The following is an 18038-nucleotide window of genomic DNA, read 5'->3' on the forward strand; positions in this document are numbered from 1 at the left end:
GGTTTTATGCGTACACACTACTGTTCAACTGTGAATGAATCATGTTTAAATCAAGAAGTCACTGTATGTGGGTGGGTACATCATAGACGTGATCATGGCGGAGTTGTTTTCCTTGATGTTCGTGATCGCTCCGGTTTGCTCCAGGTGGTTTATGAGCCTGAGAACCAGGATACATTTTCTATTGCCGAAAAATTGAGATCTGAATTTGTCGTTCGTGTTACAGGTATCGTTCGTAATCGACCAGAAGGAATGGTGAACGATAAAATGGCTACAGGGCAAGTTGAGGTAATCGGAACCAGGCTGGAGATCCTGAATCAGTCGCCAACCCCACCATTTTTACCCGATGATCACCAAATTGTTAATGAAGATTTGCGCTATAAATATCGATATATCGACTTACGCCGTACTTCAATGCAGAATAAACTCATGTTACGACATAAGTTAACCAGTTGCATACGTAACTATCTGAATCAACAAGATTTTCTTGATATTGAAACGCCCATGTTAACTAAAGCCACTCCTGAGGGTGCCCGTGATTATCTGGTTCCATCACGTGTTCATCCCGGACAGTTTTATGCATTGCCTCAATCTCCTCAATTGTTCAAACAATTATTGATGATGTCCGGTTTTGATAAATATTATCAAATAGTCCGTTGTTTCCGCGATGAAGATTTACGCGCTGACCGGCAGCCTGAATTTACTCAGCTTGATATTGAGATGGCATTTATCGATGAAGAAGATATTTTGAAATTGATTGAAGGCCTATTAAAAGTTGTATTCAAGAACATCCTAAATATAGAGTTACCAGAGAAATTACCCAGAATGTCTTATGCTGAGGCAATGCAACGCTTTGGTAGTGATAAACCTGACTTGCGTAACCCTCTGGAATTGATTGATGTTGCTGACTTAGTAAAAGATTGTGATTTTAACGTATTTTCAACTGCTGCAAATTCCAGTGATGGACGAGTTGTTGCTTTAAAACTTCCAAATGGCTGTGACCTGAGTCGTAAGGACCTGGATGGCTATGGACAATTTGTAGGTATCTATGGAGCTAAAGGTCTTGCCTACATTAAAGTAAATAATCTGGAAGATGGAATGGCTGGACTGCAGTCACCCATATTAAAGTTCCTCTCCGAAGAAGCTGTTGGATCTATTCTTAAAAGAGTAGGTGCCCAGACCGGTGATGTTATCTTCTTTGGTGCTGATAAGACTCATATAGTGAATGAATCGATGGGTGCTTTGCGAGTGAAGCTCGGACATGATCGAACTTTGTTGAGTGCTGATTGGAAGTTATTGTGGGTAGTTGACTGGCCTATGTTTGAGATGGATCATCAGAACAATCGGTTACAATCCATGCACCATCCCTTTACTTCACCACAGGATTTATCACCAGAAGAGCTTCGTGCGAACCCAACAAACACTTTAGCCAAAGCATATGATATCGTAATCAATGGTTATGAAATTGGTGGCGGATCTATTCGAATTCATCAGCCTTTATTACAACAGACAGTATTTGATCTGCTGGGCATTGATGAACATGAGGCTCAAGAGAAATTTGGTTTCTTGTTAGATGCGTTGCAATTTGGTGCTCCGCCACATGGTGGAATTGCTTTAGGAATTGACAGATTAGCCATGTTGCTTACTGACTCTGCATCCATCAGGGATGTCATTGCATTTCCAAAAACGCAAACAGCATCCTGTCCTTTAACGAGTGCGCCATCTCCTACAGGTAATGCGCAACTGAATGAACTGGGAATACGACTTGCACCTACAACTACGACAAAATAAGTTGTTTCGATACACCTCCAGCTTGAAGAGCTGGTGGTGTATGCCTTTATTTTTTTTCATGCTGTGCCTGGGGCTGAGTGGGCAGATAAGCTCTGCGCCGTCGTCAAAACCCGTTACCTTACCCGATAAACAAATCAATGCCACTCTTGTGGAGTATTTAGCTCAGGAAAAAACACATTTAACCATATCCATAAATGATGCCAAGCAACAGACTGCGCCTCAGGATGAGCAGCAGTACAACACTAAAATGCAGCAGACATCTGCTTTGCTGACCATGACCAATGCTAAAATTCAAAGCCTTGAAGGATTTCTTGAAAACCAGAACAAACAACAAATTTATCTAAATCAACGTTTAAAACATCTACAGCAGTTACCCATTGCTAATGGAGAAGTAACTGTTCAGGAACGGGTTGGTAAAGTGGAAACTTTACTGACAGTAAATAAAAAAACTATAGAGTTGATCAACGAGAATCTCGATTTGGCAAAACAGTTTCAAATCGTGTTAGCCGATGAAATTAAGAAATTAAAACTCTGGAAATCTAATTTTGAGCTTGAACAAAAATTAGTACACTTCAAGACCTTGAGAACAGAGTTGAATCAGGAGCTTGGCTTATTATACCAAAATAATGTATTTAAACAGCGTGGTATGCAACCGGAACGCAATGCGGATGAACAAATTGATCATGAAACACGTTTATTTATTAATAATCAACATATTGCAATAATTCATCAATATCTGGATGCATTATCGGTTCAGAAAAAAGTAGTTAAAGCCAGAATATTATTATTAAACAATTCGGATACCAAAACACTGCAGTTTGTGACAGATACTTATAGAGAATCCATTAATCAATACGCAACCATAGAAAAATCGTTACAACAGATATTAGAAACGCTAAATACAGAAGCAAGTCTCTCAATAAAACCGGAACTGAAGAAATCACTTAATTCATTGCAACTTGATATTAAAGAACAAATTAAGGATGCGGAAGCCCAAAAAATCCAATTGATTAAAAGTCTGGATGACTATCAAAATCAACTTAAAAAACAGATTTCATCGCGCCAATCCCTTGCAGAATACAATATTAATAGCTGGCCTATAATACTGCATAAGCTGATTGATATGCCTAATTTATTTTATAAATACCTTAAAACCTTAACATTGAAGGTTTATGACAGTTATACGTGGCTGGACTCTTTACCGCTAGCCATTTTATGGACGGCACTGGGTTTAATCATTGGTATTTTTTATATTTTAAACCGATTTTTGAAAACGCTGAGAAGTGATAAAGAACGATCCCGATTAACAGGTTATCTCTATGATGGTGCTTTGACCCTGGTACAAAGAAATGTGCCCTATCTCTGTATCTTTACTATGCTGTGGGTTGTACTTTATATTACCAATATTTCGTTCTCCAATTATCAACTGTTATTTAATTTGATTACAGTCTGGTTTACCTTTCGGATGTTAATTTTAATTGCACGGTTAGTCTTATTAGAGCGAATTTCTGATTCTTCCGGGAAAGATGTAAAACTGTATTATCGGCTTAAATGGTTGTTACTGTTCGGTGGGTGGACTACTGCGTTGATGGTATTCAGCCACATACTTCCATTGAATTTATTGCTTCAGGATATTTTTAACCGATTATTCATGTTGTTTATTCTTGCGGTGTCTTTGGTCGCATGGAAAAGCAAGGATGTTATTCCTTATTTGCTACGACCTTTGTTAAAAGGTAAAAAAAGGTATTTTAAAAATGCTATTTCACTTTTAGTTATTCTGGTTCCCATCACTTTATTTACAACGGCGATTATTGGTTTATTGGGGTTTGTAAATTTAGCATGGACTATGAGTCGTTATCAGGCTTACATTCTTACTGTGCTTGTAGGGTACATTCTTGCCAGAGGATTAGTATTCGATGCTTTGGAGCTTTTATCTGAATGGATGATTTCGTCATTAACAAACGGTTGGTTGTGGATTGAGGTCTTTCTCAAGCCGCTTGATGGAATTCTTCGTATTGTATTATTTTTATTGAGTGTTCTTGTTTTATTTCAGTTGTTTGGCTGGCATTCTGACTCATTGGTTATTATTAGCATTGAAAAGTTGGCACAGTACAGTATTGTTAATTTCACTGGAATACATATTACTGTGTTCAGCGTTATAGAGTTTTTCATTCTCTTGGCAATTTTTGTTTGGGCTGCAAAGTGGACACGCGAGTTTTGCTATCGCTGGCTTTTCAAAAACGCCAAGGATGTGGGGATACGGAATAGTTTATCTGTTTTTACCCAATACGCTGTCATCTTGCTAGGCAGTTTTATCACCTTGCATGTTCTGGGTCTGGATTTTAGTGGTATGTCCATGATTTTGGGGGGCTTGGCAGTAGGTATGGGATTTGGTTTACGTGATTTCGCCTCAAACATAGTGGGTGGAATTATGCTACTTATTGAGCGTCCTGTAAGGGAAGGCGATTTAATTACCATAGGTGAATACGAAGGTCAGGTTGCTCACATTGGCATCCGCTCAATGCGCGTGTCATCCTGGGATAATACACAAGTATTAATACCCAATGCGGAAACATTTAATAAGCCCTTTACTAACTGGACTCACCAGGATGGAATCGTCAGAACAGTAATTCCAATTAAAGTCAGTAGAGCCGATGATCCGGTCATGATTCAACAATTGATTCTTGATGTTCTTGCCATCATTCCTGAAATAGTAGGTGATCCCCCCGCACAGGTTTTTTTAAAGAAAATTGATACGGCATTAATTGAGTTTGAGGCACGCTACTTCATCAATGTTCAGGCACATAATCGTGTTGAAATACGCTCCAAGGTTTTGTTTGCTATTACAGCACAGTTCAAAGCAGCAGGGATCAAGCCACCGATCGAACCGATTACTGTGGAGTTTAAAGAAGGACATGCAGATTTCTACCCCAAAAATCAAACCACCCAAGACTGAGGAGGAGTTACTCGTACGAAGTAACCGTCTTCAAGGATTAAGTTTTGCTCAGTTAAGTATGGTTTTAAAATTAGCGATACCCTCTAATCCAGTTCACAGAAAAGGGTGGGTTGGTATGGCTCTTGAGCTTGCCTTGGGAACTGATGCCAACAATAAATCAGAACCTGATTTCCAGCAACTGAGTATCGAGCTTAAGACTCTGCCCATAGCGAAATCAGGGAAGCCGGCAGAATCAACTTTTGTTACGTCCATCCCATTATTGACGATTAATCACCAAAACTGGAAGTCATCACAGTGTTATGCCAAGCTGAAGCGAGTGTTATGGATCCCCATTGAAGGAGACAAAGACATTCCATTTGAACACCGTCGAATAGGGAAAGGATTTTTATGGTCACCAAATGAGCAGGAGGAGGCTGTTTTGTCAGCCGATTGGGATTATTTGACTTTGCAAATCAGTACTGGAGATCTAGAACTCATTAATGCAGCAGTTGGAAATTATTTGCAAGTCAGACCAAAAGCAGCACACGGTAAGTCTTTATGTTTTTGTTATGATGCAGAAGGAAATAAAGTGAAGACTTTGCCACGAGGATTTTATTTACGTAGCAGCTTTACCGCTCAAATCTTACTTAATTACAGTTGTTAAGAAATACTTAATAATATTTTGATATAATCTCACGGATTGTTCTTTATTTAATCTAGGTGTATAAATATTATTATGATAAAATTCTCCTTGAGTGATCCAACTTCAGTATTCTGTAAATTAATCATTAATGATAACTTTGTAAAATACATTAAGAAAACGGATGTTCCAACCTTAATTTCTGATCTACAATTATGGTTTTCTGATAATAAAGTTGATTCACCAGAACTGGATTTGGCATCGAATCAAACCTATGAATTAAAGCTGGATTCTGTATCGCTTGAAGACAGTTTTTATCATGTATTATCTGTTGGTAGAAGTAAAAAAGCAGTGATACTGCCAACTGATCTACAGCATTCGCCTACAGGTAAAAAATTACCAGTACTATTTACTTATGGGAGCCTTGAGCGATTCCACAGATACTGGGAATCTCCCAGAGAATTAAAATTTTCCCTTTATGAACACTTATCAAAAGATCTTATTGAAAATCCCTATGTAGATGAACCTAACGATTTTTCACAATTTCATGCTAATGTAGCCTTTCATACGAATCATGGTACAACTCACGCCATCAGGCAAATGGAATTAGCTACTAATTATCTCACCTGTATTCGGTTGAATGGAAATAAGAAGAACAGTTTCCTTGCTCAATCATTTTCTGCTGAAGAGAGCGCATGTTTGCAGTTAGCGGCTTTTTTATTTCGCTCGGGTAGAACAAATGAGTCAGGATGGCAGGGCGATCTTACTTATGGACCTCGATCTGCAGCTCTATTTAAACAAATTGCTTTGGAATTAGAATTTAATCCTGTGTTAGTTGATCTTATGGCAAATTGTTTTGATTATCATAAAGAAATTACAATTAAAAATAAACTAAACAATCATAGTATTGAAGACACCAGAGAGAAAGCACATTTATTCACCAAGCTATTGAAGTTAAGTCATGAAAGCGATTTGGTTCGATGTTTCGAGAATTATGAAGAGATAAAAAAACCTATCGAAGAAGAATTAAGCAAGTTGCTTGATCCTGAAGTTAAAGTCAGTGCCATCTCTGATCAATTTTTGTCATATGCTGTAACTCTTTGTAAACTGACAGGAGCCACTGTCAGTGGAGCACAGTCCAAAGCATTCAATACTACAGGAAATCGAAAATTGGCTGTAGAATCAGCCAATTATCCTAAATTAGTGCTTTTTCGGTTGATAGGTGTGAAGCCAGAATGTAATCCTGGTTTTATACCACCGACACAATTATGGATTCAGCATGAGCATCATACTCAATTTAATAAGACTTCAGGTTCCTTTGTTCTTAAAGCGCATAATAAACAAGGCCAGGATATTGACTACGTTGAGGGATGGGATAGAAAAAGTATTGATATGATACCGACAGCTCGATGCATTAATTTAGAACAGCAACATCTGGACACTCATGTCAGTGTATATCACTCAACGACCAAAGCTAGCTATGCGTTGGATCTGTTCTGTAGGAAATTAACACAGTTGACTGAAGGTCCCAATCCTATTGTTTGGATACGTGGGATTAAATCAAAACCCTCGGGTAAACCCTGTGATAGTATCGATCGCATCAAATATATTATGTCTCAAGATAAAGCATTGGATAATAGTGAATATAATTTATGGCATTTATTATCTTGTAATCCGAGCCTATGGCAAAATGCAGATTATGCATCTGATGAATCTACTGTTGATTATTTTTATAATAATTCATCGGTCACTCAACTGGATTTTAAACATTTAATCAATACTATTTTAGACAAAATGGGTTTATTGATTGGACAGGAAGCACTAAGAGAGGAGTTGTTCGCCAAGTTTAATAAACTGGTTACAGATGAACGCTTTGGGAAACAAGGGGTTCTCTATCAATATTTAATTCCACATCATTTAGTTGATGAGATTGCCTATATATCAAAACAAAATGGAATCGTAGACAATGACAATCCAAGCGCTCTTGAAACCTTAGTGCAATTAAAAGCCTCTGGTGGTGAAGTACCAAACCAGCATACATTACAAGTACGCTTGTTCGTTCCCAAATTATTAACCACTGAAATTGCTCAACATTTGGTTGTTACCAACTATCTTAATATGGAGGATCAACTTCGTGATGAGTTTGAAAAAACTGTTAATGAATTGTCGGTGATGGCTGTTAAAGGACCAACACAGGATCTTGATGAAGAAGCGCTAGAAGTTGAATCTCAGTATAGTCCCAAGTTTTTTGGTAGCTTCATCAAGGGCGATCGTGATTTGAGCAAGCATGTGGTTAAAAGGGATGTTGTACCTGCAGAAGATGAAGTAGAGTGTTTTTTATTTTCTGAGCCTGGTAGCGCTTCGTTTTTGGCATTCACTACGAATTAAGGTTCATCTATATTCATTTATATTATTTAGTGGAATTTTTAGCTCATTTTTGATACAATATGCTCGCTGTTATATAGCAAGATCTTGATTCTTGAATGAGTTTGTACTAATTGAGTATTTCTGAGCAAGACCCAACCAAATACTGTCTTTAGCTCTGGGCAGAGAAAAAGGAAATGGAATGTTTACGATTAAATTAGATTTAGTAGATTCAAATATTGTTGCTTTAAATATACAAAATGAATTTCAAAAATATATAAAAATAACAGATTTGGACGCATTGAATCATATTTTGACTCGATATCTAAACGAACTTAATTATTCATCTGTTGTTCGATTGGATCATTTGAAGGTTGGTGTTCCGTTGAATCTAGATTTAACCGATACCCAATGTAATGAACTTACAGACCTTATATTAATAGGGCCAGATCGTGAGCTTATAGACTTACCTCATGGTTTACATAACTCAGGGGAGTTTAATCGTCCCGTTCTAATTTCTCATAGAAAACTCAACGAATTTATAGCCTATTGGACCTTACCCAATGCGGAGCTCATCAAATATAAATTATTTCAACTTCTATCCGAAGACATTATCGAAGTACCCTACGTGGATATGCCCCTGGAATATGACATTCGTTGGAATAAATTTGTATTTCGTCCAAATCATGGGACTGCACACAGCATTCGTTTGGTTCAATTACTTAATTCAGTGCTAAACAGTATGCTCTTTATTACAATAGAACTACTTGCTCCGGATGTTTTAGCTCCAGTCCTGATGCTTACTGATGAGGAAAGGGGCTGTCTCGAGTTGGCTTTGTTTTTATATCGATCCGGGAGAACCAATGAAACCGGTTGGTCAAGTGATCCAGGTTATAGTCATCGTTCGCACGAAATTTTTAGAATAATTGCGTTAAAGTTGGGGTATAATTCAAAACTAGTAGATGCGATTGTGAGTAGTTTTGATTATAAGAGTCCAGTTCCATTGGAAAATCAATTTTCTGAGCCATTTACCGAAGTCGATAAAATCAAAATCGGAGTATTTAAGCAATTATTTAAATTGGTTCATAATGCAGATTTAATTCGTTGTTTTTCAAATTTGGAATCTATTTCTAAAGATGTACAGTCAGTGTTTAAAAACCTGCTAGGTTCTATAGATGATAAGTTAGTGAACGAATTAACTCATCAAACTCTGGTACTTGCAGCAAAATATTGTAAACAAACCGGTGCTCCAGTAGTAGTGCGCGAGTTACAGGCGGAATCAGAAGGGACTTATTCTGGCAACAAATATGTAATGGTTAAGGCAGTTGCAGATGTTAAACAAACGTTTATAGATCTTGGCAATATTGATTATGATTGGTGTGTTCTCAGTAGTGTTAACAATAAAACTCAGTCTTTTGAGACATCTGATCAAACAGTCAATGCGGTCTGCAGCTCGTCATCTGAAAATAACCAATCATCAACAAGAGTTGTACCTAACGCCGGGGTAAGAAATTTTTCAGAAACCACGGGCTTTTTCTCCAAAAACACATATTTGACAGAAGTATCTGTGAGTGAATTTAATGAAAAACATTGTAGAGCGAAGCATTTATAGATTTGGATTTAGTCTCGTATCCAGTCCTTCACTATGAATAGCATCTTCTAACACCATTTTAGTATTAGAAAATAATGCATTAAATCCATCTGTTCGAGTTTCATTATGCGATGTCTCATTCTGTTCTTTTTTGGGTAATTTACTGATTATAAACTCGGTAGACGGTCGATTTGGGAATTGTTCTGGACTGGATAGTGACGGATCAATAGTATCAATCGTACCTTTTATCGACTTAGAGCAAGCATAACTTATCAAACCGCTTAATAGCAGTGCAATAAACAGGCCGACAACAAAACTAGCAGGATTTAGTGATGTCGCAAAAGTTACCCCAATTCCTGCAGTCGTGGCTCCCTTCAAACTCCATGAAACTATAAAAAAAGCAAACGCGCATAATGCAATTAGAGCAGCAGCTACAATGGCATAAATAGAGTGATCTGTTTTAACTTGTGACTTGGTATTTGATAGAGATAACCAATTTATAAATACGTATTCATTAGGGCTGACATTTTGGCCTTTCAAATGAAAAAGGGCGACAGATTTGTTTTCAGGGAAAACCAGATCTTTAAATACGTTGTTTTTAATTGATTTAATTGCATTTTGAATAATAACTATTTTCGGTAGCGAACCAAGTTTCGCATGATCTTCCAGTTCGTTTTGCCACTCTTTCTCAATTTCTGTTTGATTGTCGGTGTATTCATTGGCGAACTGTAACATCAGCATGTTGATTATTTCAAAATGGATGCTGTCAAGTATTAATCGATCTATCAGTCTTATTTGCGCGTCGCGAAAATCACTCTGTGCTGAGTGTCCAAAAAAATGACGAAGTCGATTTTCATTACTGCGTCCAATAAAATCAAATATCTTTTTATGATTATTTGAAAAAAGCCCCTTTAATTCAGTATCAGTAATTTCCTTTTTGTCATAGCGAGCCGATAAACACTCTTTTAATTTCGGCAGGGTTGATAGTTTTTCTAAAAATAAGCGTTTGTATTCATTCTCAAGTAGTGGTTTATTGGTAAAAATACATGCCATTTTATTCAACCTTTATCTTACATCAATTAAATTATCACTATACCAACCGACCCTAAAAACTGGCCGGTTGGTATCATTATTAATCCATTTTAGGAGAAGAAAGAAGGGCAGTGACAGGAGCAGGCGCCATCTTCTTTAAATCTTCCCATTTTGACCACAACAATGCTTTGTAATCAGTATTGGTCAGGTTTGTCATGAAGTAATCAATTGCTTGCTTAAATCCAGTATAGGCATTGAGATCTAATCTTCGTGTTTCAACACTTGTTTTTAAATCATGTAACCTTAATTGCTGGTCACCGCTAGGCTGTGGCGATTTTTGGAAAAAAGAAGAAGGTGAGGTTACTAATGTATAACCGAATGAAAAGACATTGGATACTAAACTCGGACTTTCCTCAACCCGTTCTGTTTCTTTAGGCCAGGCCATCATATACTCGGTTGTACATAAAGGCGCCATTAATTGTATCATTTTTTGTATATCCGGGTTTAAAAGATTTTGAGTATTATCAATGCGTTCATCATAATGTGCATTACCATTTTTTAAACACCAGTTATACAGTTGTTTCATCTCGGTTAATTGATTATAAAAATCAGAAATACTGAATCGCTCAAGAATAAAACCGGAAACACCAAAGTATAGACAAGCGGACAGGATTGGATTAATAAAATCAGGTATGGGTAAAAATCTGGCGACAACAAATGAAGCTCCCCAAGCTTTTAAACCATTGCTTAAGGCCTGATATACATACATTTGGTTTGCGCTGTATTCAAACTCATTAATGTATTTTTTCAATGTATTTTGCTGTTCTACATTACTTGAGTCAAAAGGTTTTGATACTAAGGTTGCTATTTCGTCTCTTCGTTTTGCGCGCTCAGTTTCAATTGCCGCCATTCCACCAGCATTCAGTTTACTCACAACTCTCTCCTTGATATAAAAAATTCATTTTATACTATAAATTAATGAAAGATTGAATGAGAATTTATCGATGAGTTCAAATAATTTAACAATTATTCAGGGCTACTGTATTATAAACACTCTTGATCTCATTCATCTCAATGACCATTTATGATTCCAATGATGCAAATTACTATTAATCCAGAAAAATTTTATAACTGGAATGCAGGAAGTAGTGATGATGAGTTGGTTCTAAATTCCTTTCTACAGAGCAGTGCCTCAGATGGGGTGTGGCACAGTAATCAAAATTATGAATACACCTTTAATAATATTCAATATAAGTTCAATTTTACCCAGTCGTTCATTAAGAGACAGCGAAAAGAGGGTAAGTCCGGATATAAATTATCAATATTTGATACCAGCAAAACTCCTTTTGGCAAGGGCGGTTTTGCAGTAGTTTATCCAATTATTGCTACATTTATTCGATATGGTGAAAGACAGATACAGGCTAAATCTGGAAGAGCTAAACTGGTTAAAATTCAGGATCATAGTGATATAGATAAGACGCAATCTGTATTTAATGAATATGAGAAACTGGTTCAGGCAGGACATTTACGCGTTAAGAATCCCATTTTTTCTGAGCATGTTAGTGGTAAAAAGAGTTATTTGATTATTGAGCAGGCAAAGGGTTATACACTTGAAAGTATATTAAATCCCCAAAAACGCTCAAGAATTCGTGATACAATTCCCCGATTATCCATTGATAAACGTCTTGAAATATCCTTAGCCATCTTGAATGCAATCAAATCACAAGTTATGGAACGCAAACTGGTACATAGAGATATAAAGCCTGGAAATATAATGATTGATCTCAGTCAAGATCCTCCCAAGGTTATCTTGATTGACTATGGTTTTGCATTGGATCAGGAGCAACAAGATTTTCGAAGGCTTGGTACTCGAGCCTATCGTTCACCAGAATCGTTTGAGAATAAACCTATATATACAACCAGCTCAGATATTTATTCAGCAGGCAGGGTATTAAGTTATTTATGGGGTGATGATCATCAGAATTATTACATCAATCGTACAAAAGATTATGATTATATAAAAACCAAATCCACCAATGAACAGTTGTTTTCTCTTCCTGAAATTCAATTGTACCTTGATGAGGCAGATCAAAACAAAATTAAAGGGTGCCTGAGTAGTATGCTGGCACAACACCCCTTAGACAGACCATCAATAGATGAGGTAATTACTCTGTTTTCAAAAATTGATAGGGCACGCTATAAAGATGAGGATGCAACACAATATGAAATTTCCTGTTCAAATGAGTTTGAACAGAAAATTAAATCACAGATTATCCTCATAAAAAAGCACTTGAATATAATGAGAAATAAAGAGAAGGATTTACGTAACAGAAATTGTATTGCTGCAGCAGATGTAATGCAGCATTTGGTAAAAACAATTACTCGAAATACAGAGTATCTTGAGGATCATCTTAATCCATCCGTTCTGCTACGATATCGAAAAAAATGTTTGTCAGATATTAACGGCGCAAAAAAGACATTAACGGTTCATCGTGATGCTCATTGGATATTGGCTGAAACAGCGATGGCACTTGCACTGCTCGGTATGGGGTATCTCATTGCTTTAGGTATTAATTATTACTTAACTGGCAGATTGGGTTTTTTTGCTCAAACTAAATCAGATCAAATAACGGATTCCCTAAAAAATAGTATCTCAATTGATTTGAGTTGCGCATAATTCTGTAAGAAGCTGTATAGAATTACAAATTATTCTAAAATAAACAATCAGACCCTTTTGGATTATCTCATGAAACTTTCGACTATTTTTAAATTAATGCGATTTTGGCCTCCATTTTGGGGGGCTGGTATTAGCGTTAAATGCTTTAACAAGGAGATGAGTTGCATCGAAGTACAAATGAAATTGCGATTTTGGAATAAAAATTATGTGGGTACCCATTATGGCGGATCGTTATATTCAATGACTGATCCATTTTATATGTTGATGCTAATGAATTTATTAGGAAAAAATTATATTGTATGGGATAAATCTGCTTCTATACGTTATAAAGTTCCAGCAAGAGGTGCTGTTTTTGCTAAATTTGAATTAACTAAAGAACAAATTGAACAGTTTAAACTGGATATTGAACACAATAATAAAATTGAACCCGAATTTATTATTGAAGTTAAAAATAGTGATGGTGATGTTATTACTGTAGTTAAAAAAGTAATTCATATATCTAAAAAACAGAATAAACGACTAATTCATAAAGATTAAAGCGGAGGTCGAAACAGAACTAGTGACATTACGATTTGATCGGTTTGATCTTAAATACAGGGATGCAGTGCCAGCTCATTAGTTATTGGCATTATATGATTTAATTCAATTTAAATAAGTGTTAATGGCATGATAATAACAGAACAAGATTCAAATAATGTTAATGAAACTGATGGTCCTTCCGCAAATAACGGCAAAGCAGCAGACGAAGCCAACGCAGCAAATAACCATACTGATATTGAACTTGGCACTGGTGACACGGGTAGTACATCAGTAAGTACATCTGGTAGTAATCCTGTAGTTAACATAGCAGGCTCCTTTACTCAGGCTTATGTGATAGATACTCTGGCCTCTTATTCAACAAAAAGTGCAACATCCGTTATCGTTATACCTCTTATGGGAATGAAGCAATTGAATCAAGCTTTGGGTGGATTATTAATAATAACACCTATTATTTCCAATCTGTTAACTTATATTCCAATGACCTGGCGAGTGAACAAAAATGGAGGTAAAAAGGAAGCGATGGCTTTGATGTCACTTACTTTGGCCGGGATGACCAGTCTGACCATTTTATTTTCCTGTACTGACATTACTACAGTTAATGGTTTTGATTGGCGTTATGGAATTATGCTCGCGTCCGGCTTTTTAATAGGCCATGGTGCTGGTGTAAATCTGCTTATGATTGATACGCTCAAGTGGGTACCTAAAAAAAGTTATGTCCCCAATTTACAATTGCTTTATTCGTTTTTAGTTGACTCAACAGCTGTAACTACACCTATAGTGACTTATTTTTTAAGTCAATTTGGTTATTATGTTCCATTTTCAATTTACTCCGGGCTGATCCTTGCTGGAGGATTAATCGAATTAATCTTTGGAAATCCATCACCTTATCATCAGTTCAGAACTAAATTTCCACATGAAAGAGCAAAACAATTGGCTGTTGAATCAGGTCAATTGGAAGAGTTTCTTACAACGAATTATGATGATGTCTCAATAATGGATATGTTGAGAGAAAATTTGACTGTGTTATTTGACAGGCGCTCTTTGCTTTTAGGATTTACCTTATTTGCTTCACTAGGAAGCTTCTTTGTCTCGAGAACAGTTTTACCCAGGCTCTTGGCTAACGGGTTTGGATTAACCCCTGATGAAGCAATAGTTACCTCTTCTTTGGCAAATTTGATTACCATACTTGCTCGACCTGTTGCTTCGAAAATGATTTTATATCTGGATAGTAAATCAGGAGGAGTTAAAATTCATATACTCGGATGCGGAATGGCCATTATTGGTTCAACTGCATTGGCCGTAGGTAATTTGCCGCGATGGGGGTTATATACCAGCCTGGCTATTAATAATACGGGATTTGGAATTAACATGACTACCCCATTGAGTATTGCTTCTTCACCTTCATGGTCTGCTCCCAGTGATGGAACACTCAAAAAGGTTAATCCTTCTACAATGTTTGGACTGTTCGGCTCTATAGGTGCTCTTGGTGGAATTATGTTGCCCATCTTTTTGGGTTTGTTAGTCGATGAAAGTGGTGAGAAATGGTATAAACAGTATTTTTATTTAATTATGGCCATGATGTTAATATCTGCCATTGGCGTTCCTATTATTAATTATCAGGTAAATCGAAAGCCAGGAGAGAGTCTCTTTAAAAGTGCCGTGTCATTTTTCGGCAGGAGACTCAATGGAAGAGAATTGGAACAGTATGCGGTAAGAAATGAAGAAGCGGTCGATGTTGAGGCACAAAATACACAAAATTCTATTTATGTAGATGCATTTATTTGACAAAAACATGGAATTTTTAACAGGGAATGACAAAATGGGTCAGAACAGATCAAATTTCAGATGGGTAATCGTTGCTTTGTTATTTATAGTTACGGTCATAAATTATATTGATCGAGCTTCTATAGCGTATGCAATTGAAGACATTACCAAAGAATTTCAGCTGTCTGAAGGGCAGGTTGGTTTGGTTCTTGGTGCATTTGGAGTGGGTTATGCTGTCACCACTTTTTTAGGAGGCATAGCCGCAGATCGATATGGCGCTAAACTGACTTTTATTATCGCCATCTTTTTTTGGGGTGTCGGTTCACTATTTACGGGCCTGGCAACCGGTTTTTTAATGGTATTTATGGCTCGAGTGGTATTGGGATTGGCGGAGGGACCGAATTTTCCTGCCCTATCTCGTGCGATAAGCGACTGGCTCTCTGAGTCCGAGCGAAATCGAGCTTTATCACTGGCTTTAATCTCTGTTCCCATCTCACTCGCTGTTGGTGGCCCGATAGTGTCCCAGTTGATTTTCTTGTTCTCCTGGAGAGGGACTTATTATTTTTTAACTGTTCTGGCACTCGTATGGATCCCGATTTGGTGGTGGTTATTTCATGATAAACCTGAGGATTCACCCTATGTGAATCAAATGGAGCTGAACTATTTAAGAGAAACAGTAATTAGCGAATCGAATCATAATAAAAATAAAATTACCTGGTATTACTTGTTTACTAATAAAACATTGCTTGCTAACAACTGGGCTTTTTTTGTTTTTGGATATTATTTGTTCTTTTTTATGACCTGGTTACCCAGTTATTTAAATCAGGTATATCATCTCAATTTAAAACAAATTGGTCTGTATTCTATTGCACCCTGGTTGCTAGCTGCATTAATGATGTGGGGAGTAGGGGTTTTATCAGACACTATTTTAAAAAGAACCAGAAGTTATCGTCTGTCCCGTTCTTATCCGATATTTATTTCTCAATTGCTCTCGGCTGTTTGTATCATCCCAGTCATATTAATAAACGACATCGTGTACGCGATGATTTTTATTTCATTGGCAGTAGGGTTTGCCATGAGTGCTAATGCGTCTTATTATGCGGTCAACATAGATCTCGTTAAAGAAAAAGCAGGTACTGCTTTAGGTATTATGGATGCAGTTTTTGCTATTGCCGGGTTTTTAGCCCCAACACTCACCGGTTTTACTATTTCTTTGACCGGACACTTTGAGGCAGCATTTTATTTACTGGCAATTTTAGCTCTGTCGTCCTCCATAGTCACTTTGTTTTTTCATAATAGAAACTAGATGGTTAAAGGGGATTTAAAGAAGTTTTAAAAACGTCAAGAAAGTTTCGTCTTAAAATTTAGGGTTCTGGAATTACATGAAAAGCAAATTAAAACTGAATCGTATACATCATATAGCAATAATTTGCACCAATTATGAGGAATCTAAAAAATTTTATACCGAAGTATTAGGTTTAACGATTATGAAAGAGCAATTTAGAGCAGACAGGCAATCTTATAAACTGGATCTTGCTCTAAATGGCGAATACATCATAGAGTTATTTTCATTCCCGAATCCACCAAAGCGTGCAACCAGACCAGAAGCTACGGGATTAAGACATCTGGCCTTTGCTGTAGATAATGTAATTGACGCTGTTGAACAATTAAAACAACAGAACATTCATGCAGAACCTATACGTGTTGACGAAGTTACAATGAAAGCGTTTACCTTTATTGTTGATCCGGACAGTCTACCTATTGAGCTTTACGAACAATAAGGTCAATACCTATTTCGAAAAATAGGTATTGAGTAATTTTAAGGTGAGTGGTTTTAAAACCTGGCTACCGGCAGGTGATAAAGATACTGCGCCATATGACTTATCGGTCGATGCAGGTACTTTATCAGTCAGATTACTTACAAAAATGTACTGTTGGTTGCCCTGTTCAATGAATCCAACAAACCAACCATCTCTTAGTTTACTGGGATTTGATAAGCGTTCATTACGTCCATGGCGTCCAGAACCTGTTTTTCCATAATATGCAGCGCCATTATCTAATGTGCCCAGGTACATATTCTTTTTAGTATGATTAACTGCTTGGTTACTGATTGGCAACTCATTGCCAAGCATACTCTTCAGGAATTTTAGTTGTTCAAAACCAGAGATTTTTAGACTACTGCCCAACCAGGCGTAGGTTAATCCATTATTTTTTCCTGGATCACCTGTAAAATCCTGATTGCCATAATCAAATCCGGCAAGATAATGTTTTATACGAGCATAGCCTATTTGTGGAGTAAGCAGCTGCGATACCCAAACAGACGAATATTTAAGCCAGGTATAAGGCGTCAGATCCTGATTCCAGTCTGGCAAATCTCGTTTAATGCCATCCCATTTAAATGTGGTGTTTTGATTAATAATACCCTGATTAAATGCCATGAGTGACAAAGGTATTTTAAAAGTAGAATCTGGTGAAATTCGCTCATTACAATAGTTATGAGGATTATATTCGCTGATTATTTTGGCTTCAGTAACGCTATAGAGAATAAAACAGGCATTGTATTTTTTTAATAAAGTTGAGTAGTCCTGTTTGGTTATAGTATTGGCTGAGCAAGAGAAAGTGATGATTGCAAAAATGAAAGCTAATAAATGGTTCATTATTAAATTCGTTAATTGAAAATCGACGGGGTTGAGATAATATTCTTATA

The 18038-nt window shown here is 36.8% G+C and carries 13 protein-coding genes; 10 read left to right on the forward strand and 3 right to left on the reverse strand.

Annotation, left to right across the window (positions count from 1 at the left end):
* Positions 1-6 precede the first annotated feature (6 nt).
* The 5 genes from aspS (at position 7) to Lqua_RS05395 (ending at position 9339) form a co-directional block, all read left to right on the forward strand.
* Positions 7-1788, forward strand: coding sequence for an aspartate--tRNA ligase (gene aspS / locus Lqua_RS05375; RefSeq protein WP_058473260.1), 1782 nt, complete (start codon positions 7-9; stop codon positions 1786-1788).
* Entirely contained in the window at positions 1763-4744 is a 2982-nt protein-coding gene (locus tag Lqua_RS05380) for a mechanosensitive ion channel domain-containing protein (RefSeq protein ID WP_238585536.1), read from the forward strand. Before aspS ends, Lqua_RS05380 begins: the two co-directional genes overlap by 26 nt.
* Complete coding sequence (gene mutH / locus Lqua_RS05385; RefSeq protein ID WP_058473262.1) at positions 4704-5387, forward strand: DNA mismatch repair endonuclease MutH; 684 nt, start codon at positions 4704-4706, stop codon at positions 5385-5387. The genes Lqua_RS05380 and mutH overlap by 41 nt, the downstream gene beginning before the upstream one ends.
* 72 nt (positions 5388-5459) lie before the next feature.
* A complete protein-coding gene (locus Lqua_RS05390; protein WP_058473263.1) occupies positions 5460-7751 on the forward strand; it encodes a SidE phosphodiesterase domain-containing protein in 2292 nt (763 codons plus the stop codon).
* Between the two features lie 178 nt (positions 7752-7929).
* Positions 7930-9339 (forward strand): SidE phosphodiesterase domain-containing protein, encoded by a 1410-nt coding sequence (locus Lqua_RS05395; RefSeq protein WP_058473264.1) that lies wholly within the window; start codon positions 7930-7932, stop codon positions 9337-9339.
* On the opposite strand, the gene Lqua_RS05400 is transcribed toward Lqua_RS05395, so the two are convergent.
* Both Lqua_RS05400 and Lqua_RS05405 read right to left on the reverse strand, forming a co-directional pair.
* Positions 9334-10371, reverse strand: coding sequence for a hypothetical protein (locus Lqua_RS05400; protein WP_058473265.1), 1038 nt, complete (start codon positions 10369-10371; stop codon positions 9334-9336). The two genes, Lqua_RS05395 and Lqua_RS05400, sit on opposite strands and share 6 nt — an antisense overlap.
* A gap of 79 nt (positions 10372-10450) precedes the next feature.
* Positions 10451-11284, reverse strand: coding sequence for a hypothetical protein (locus Lqua_RS05405; RefSeq protein WP_058473266.1), 834 nt, complete (start codon positions 11282-11284; stop codon positions 10451-10453).
* A gap of 159 nt (positions 11285-11443) precedes the next feature.
* On the opposite strand from Lqua_RS05405, the gene legK1 reads away from it, so the two are divergent.
* From legK1 to gloA2, 5 genes are all read left to right on the forward strand, one after another.
* Positions 11444-13027, forward strand: coding sequence for a Dot/Icm T4SS effector kinase LegK1 (gene legK1, locus Lqua_RS05410; RefSeq protein ID WP_065240154.1), 1584 nt, complete (start codon positions 11444-11446; stop codon positions 13025-13027).
* A 69-nt stretch (positions 13028-13096) separates the two neighbouring features.
* The gene (locus Lqua_RS05415) at positions 13097-13564 is read left to right on the forward strand and encodes a DUF4442 domain-containing protein (protein ID WP_058473268.1); all 468 of its coding nucleotides are present in this window, start codon (positions 13097-13099) and stop codon (positions 13562-13564) included.
* Positions 13565-13693: 129 nt separating this feature from the next.
* A complete protein-coding gene (locus Lqua_RS05420) occupies positions 13694-15352 on the forward strand; it encodes an MFS transporter (RefSeq protein WP_058473269.1) in 1659 nt (552 codons plus the stop codon).
* A 34-nt stretch (positions 15353-15386) separates the two neighbouring features.
* Positions 15387-16637 carry an MFS transporter gene (locus Lqua_RS05425; protein ID WP_065240155.1) on the forward strand — a complete coding sequence of 417 codons (1251 nt, stop codon included), beginning with the start codon at positions 15387-15389 and terminating at the stop codon, positions 16635-16637.
* A 76-nt stretch (positions 16638-16713) separates the two neighbouring features.
* Positions 16714-17112, forward strand: coding sequence for an SMU1112c/YaeR family gloxylase I-like metalloprotein (gene gloA2, locus Lqua_RS05430; RefSeq protein WP_058473271.1), 399 nt, complete (start codon positions 16714-16716; stop codon positions 17110-17112).
* A gap of 9 nt (positions 17113-17121) precedes the next feature.
* Here gloA2 and Lqua_RS05435 read toward each other — a convergent pair whose 3' ends face one another.
* Complete coding sequence (locus tag Lqua_RS05435) at positions 17122-17988, reverse strand: penicillin-binding transpeptidase domain-containing protein (protein WP_058473272.1); 867 nt, start codon at positions 17986-17988, stop codon at positions 17122-17124.
* Positions 17989-18038: the final 50 nt, after the last annotated feature.

It is taken from the genome of Legionella quateirensis, assembly GCF_001467955.1.
Classification (GTDB): domain Bacteria; phylum Pseudomonadota; class Gammaproteobacteria; order Legionellales; family Legionellaceae; genus Legionella; species Legionella quateirensis.

Excerpts from the sequence above, each read along its gene's own strand:
- aspS (WP_058473260.1), top strand. The coding sequence starts at position 7 with ATGCGTACACACTACTGTTCAACTGTGAATGAATCATGTTTAAATCAA.
- mutH (WP_058473262.1), top strand. The coding sequence starts at position 4,704 with ATGCAGATTTCTACCCCAAAAATCAAACCACCCAAGACTGAGGAGGAG.
- Lqua_RS05390 (WP_058473263.1), top strand. The coding sequence starts at position 5,460 with ATGATAAAATTCTCCTTGAGTGATCCAACTTCAGTATTCTGTAAATTA.
- Lqua_RS05395 (WP_058473264.1), top strand. The coding sequence starts at position 7,930 with ATGTTTACGATTAAATTAGATTTAGTAGATTCAAATATTGTTGCTTTA.
- Lqua_RS05400 (WP_058473265.1), bottom strand. The coding sequence starts at position 10,371 with ATGGCATGTATTTTTACCAATAAACCACTACTTGAGAATGAATACAAA.
- legK1 (WP_065240154.1), top strand. The coding sequence starts at position 11,444 with ATGATGCAAATTACTATTAATCCAGAAAAATTTTATAACTGGAATGCA.
- Lqua_RS05415 (WP_058473268.1), top strand. The coding sequence starts at position 13,097 with ATGAAACTTTCGACTATTTTTAAATTAATGCGATTTTGGCCTCCATTT.
- Lqua_RS05420 (WP_058473269.1), top strand. The coding sequence starts at position 13,694 with ATGATAATAACAGAACAAGATTCAAATAATGTTAATGAAACTGATGGT.
- Lqua_RS05425 (WP_065240155.1), top strand. The coding sequence starts at position 15,387 with ATGGGTCAGAACAGATCAAATTTCAGATGGGTAATCGTTGCTTTGTTA.
- gloA2 (WP_058473271.1), top strand. The coding sequence starts at position 16,714 with ATGAAAAGCAAATTAAAACTGAATCGTATACATCATATAGCAATAATT.
- Lqua_RS05435 (WP_058473272.1), bottom strand. The coding sequence starts at position 17,988 with ATGAACCATTTATTAGCTTTCATTTTTGCAATCATCACTTTCTCTTGC.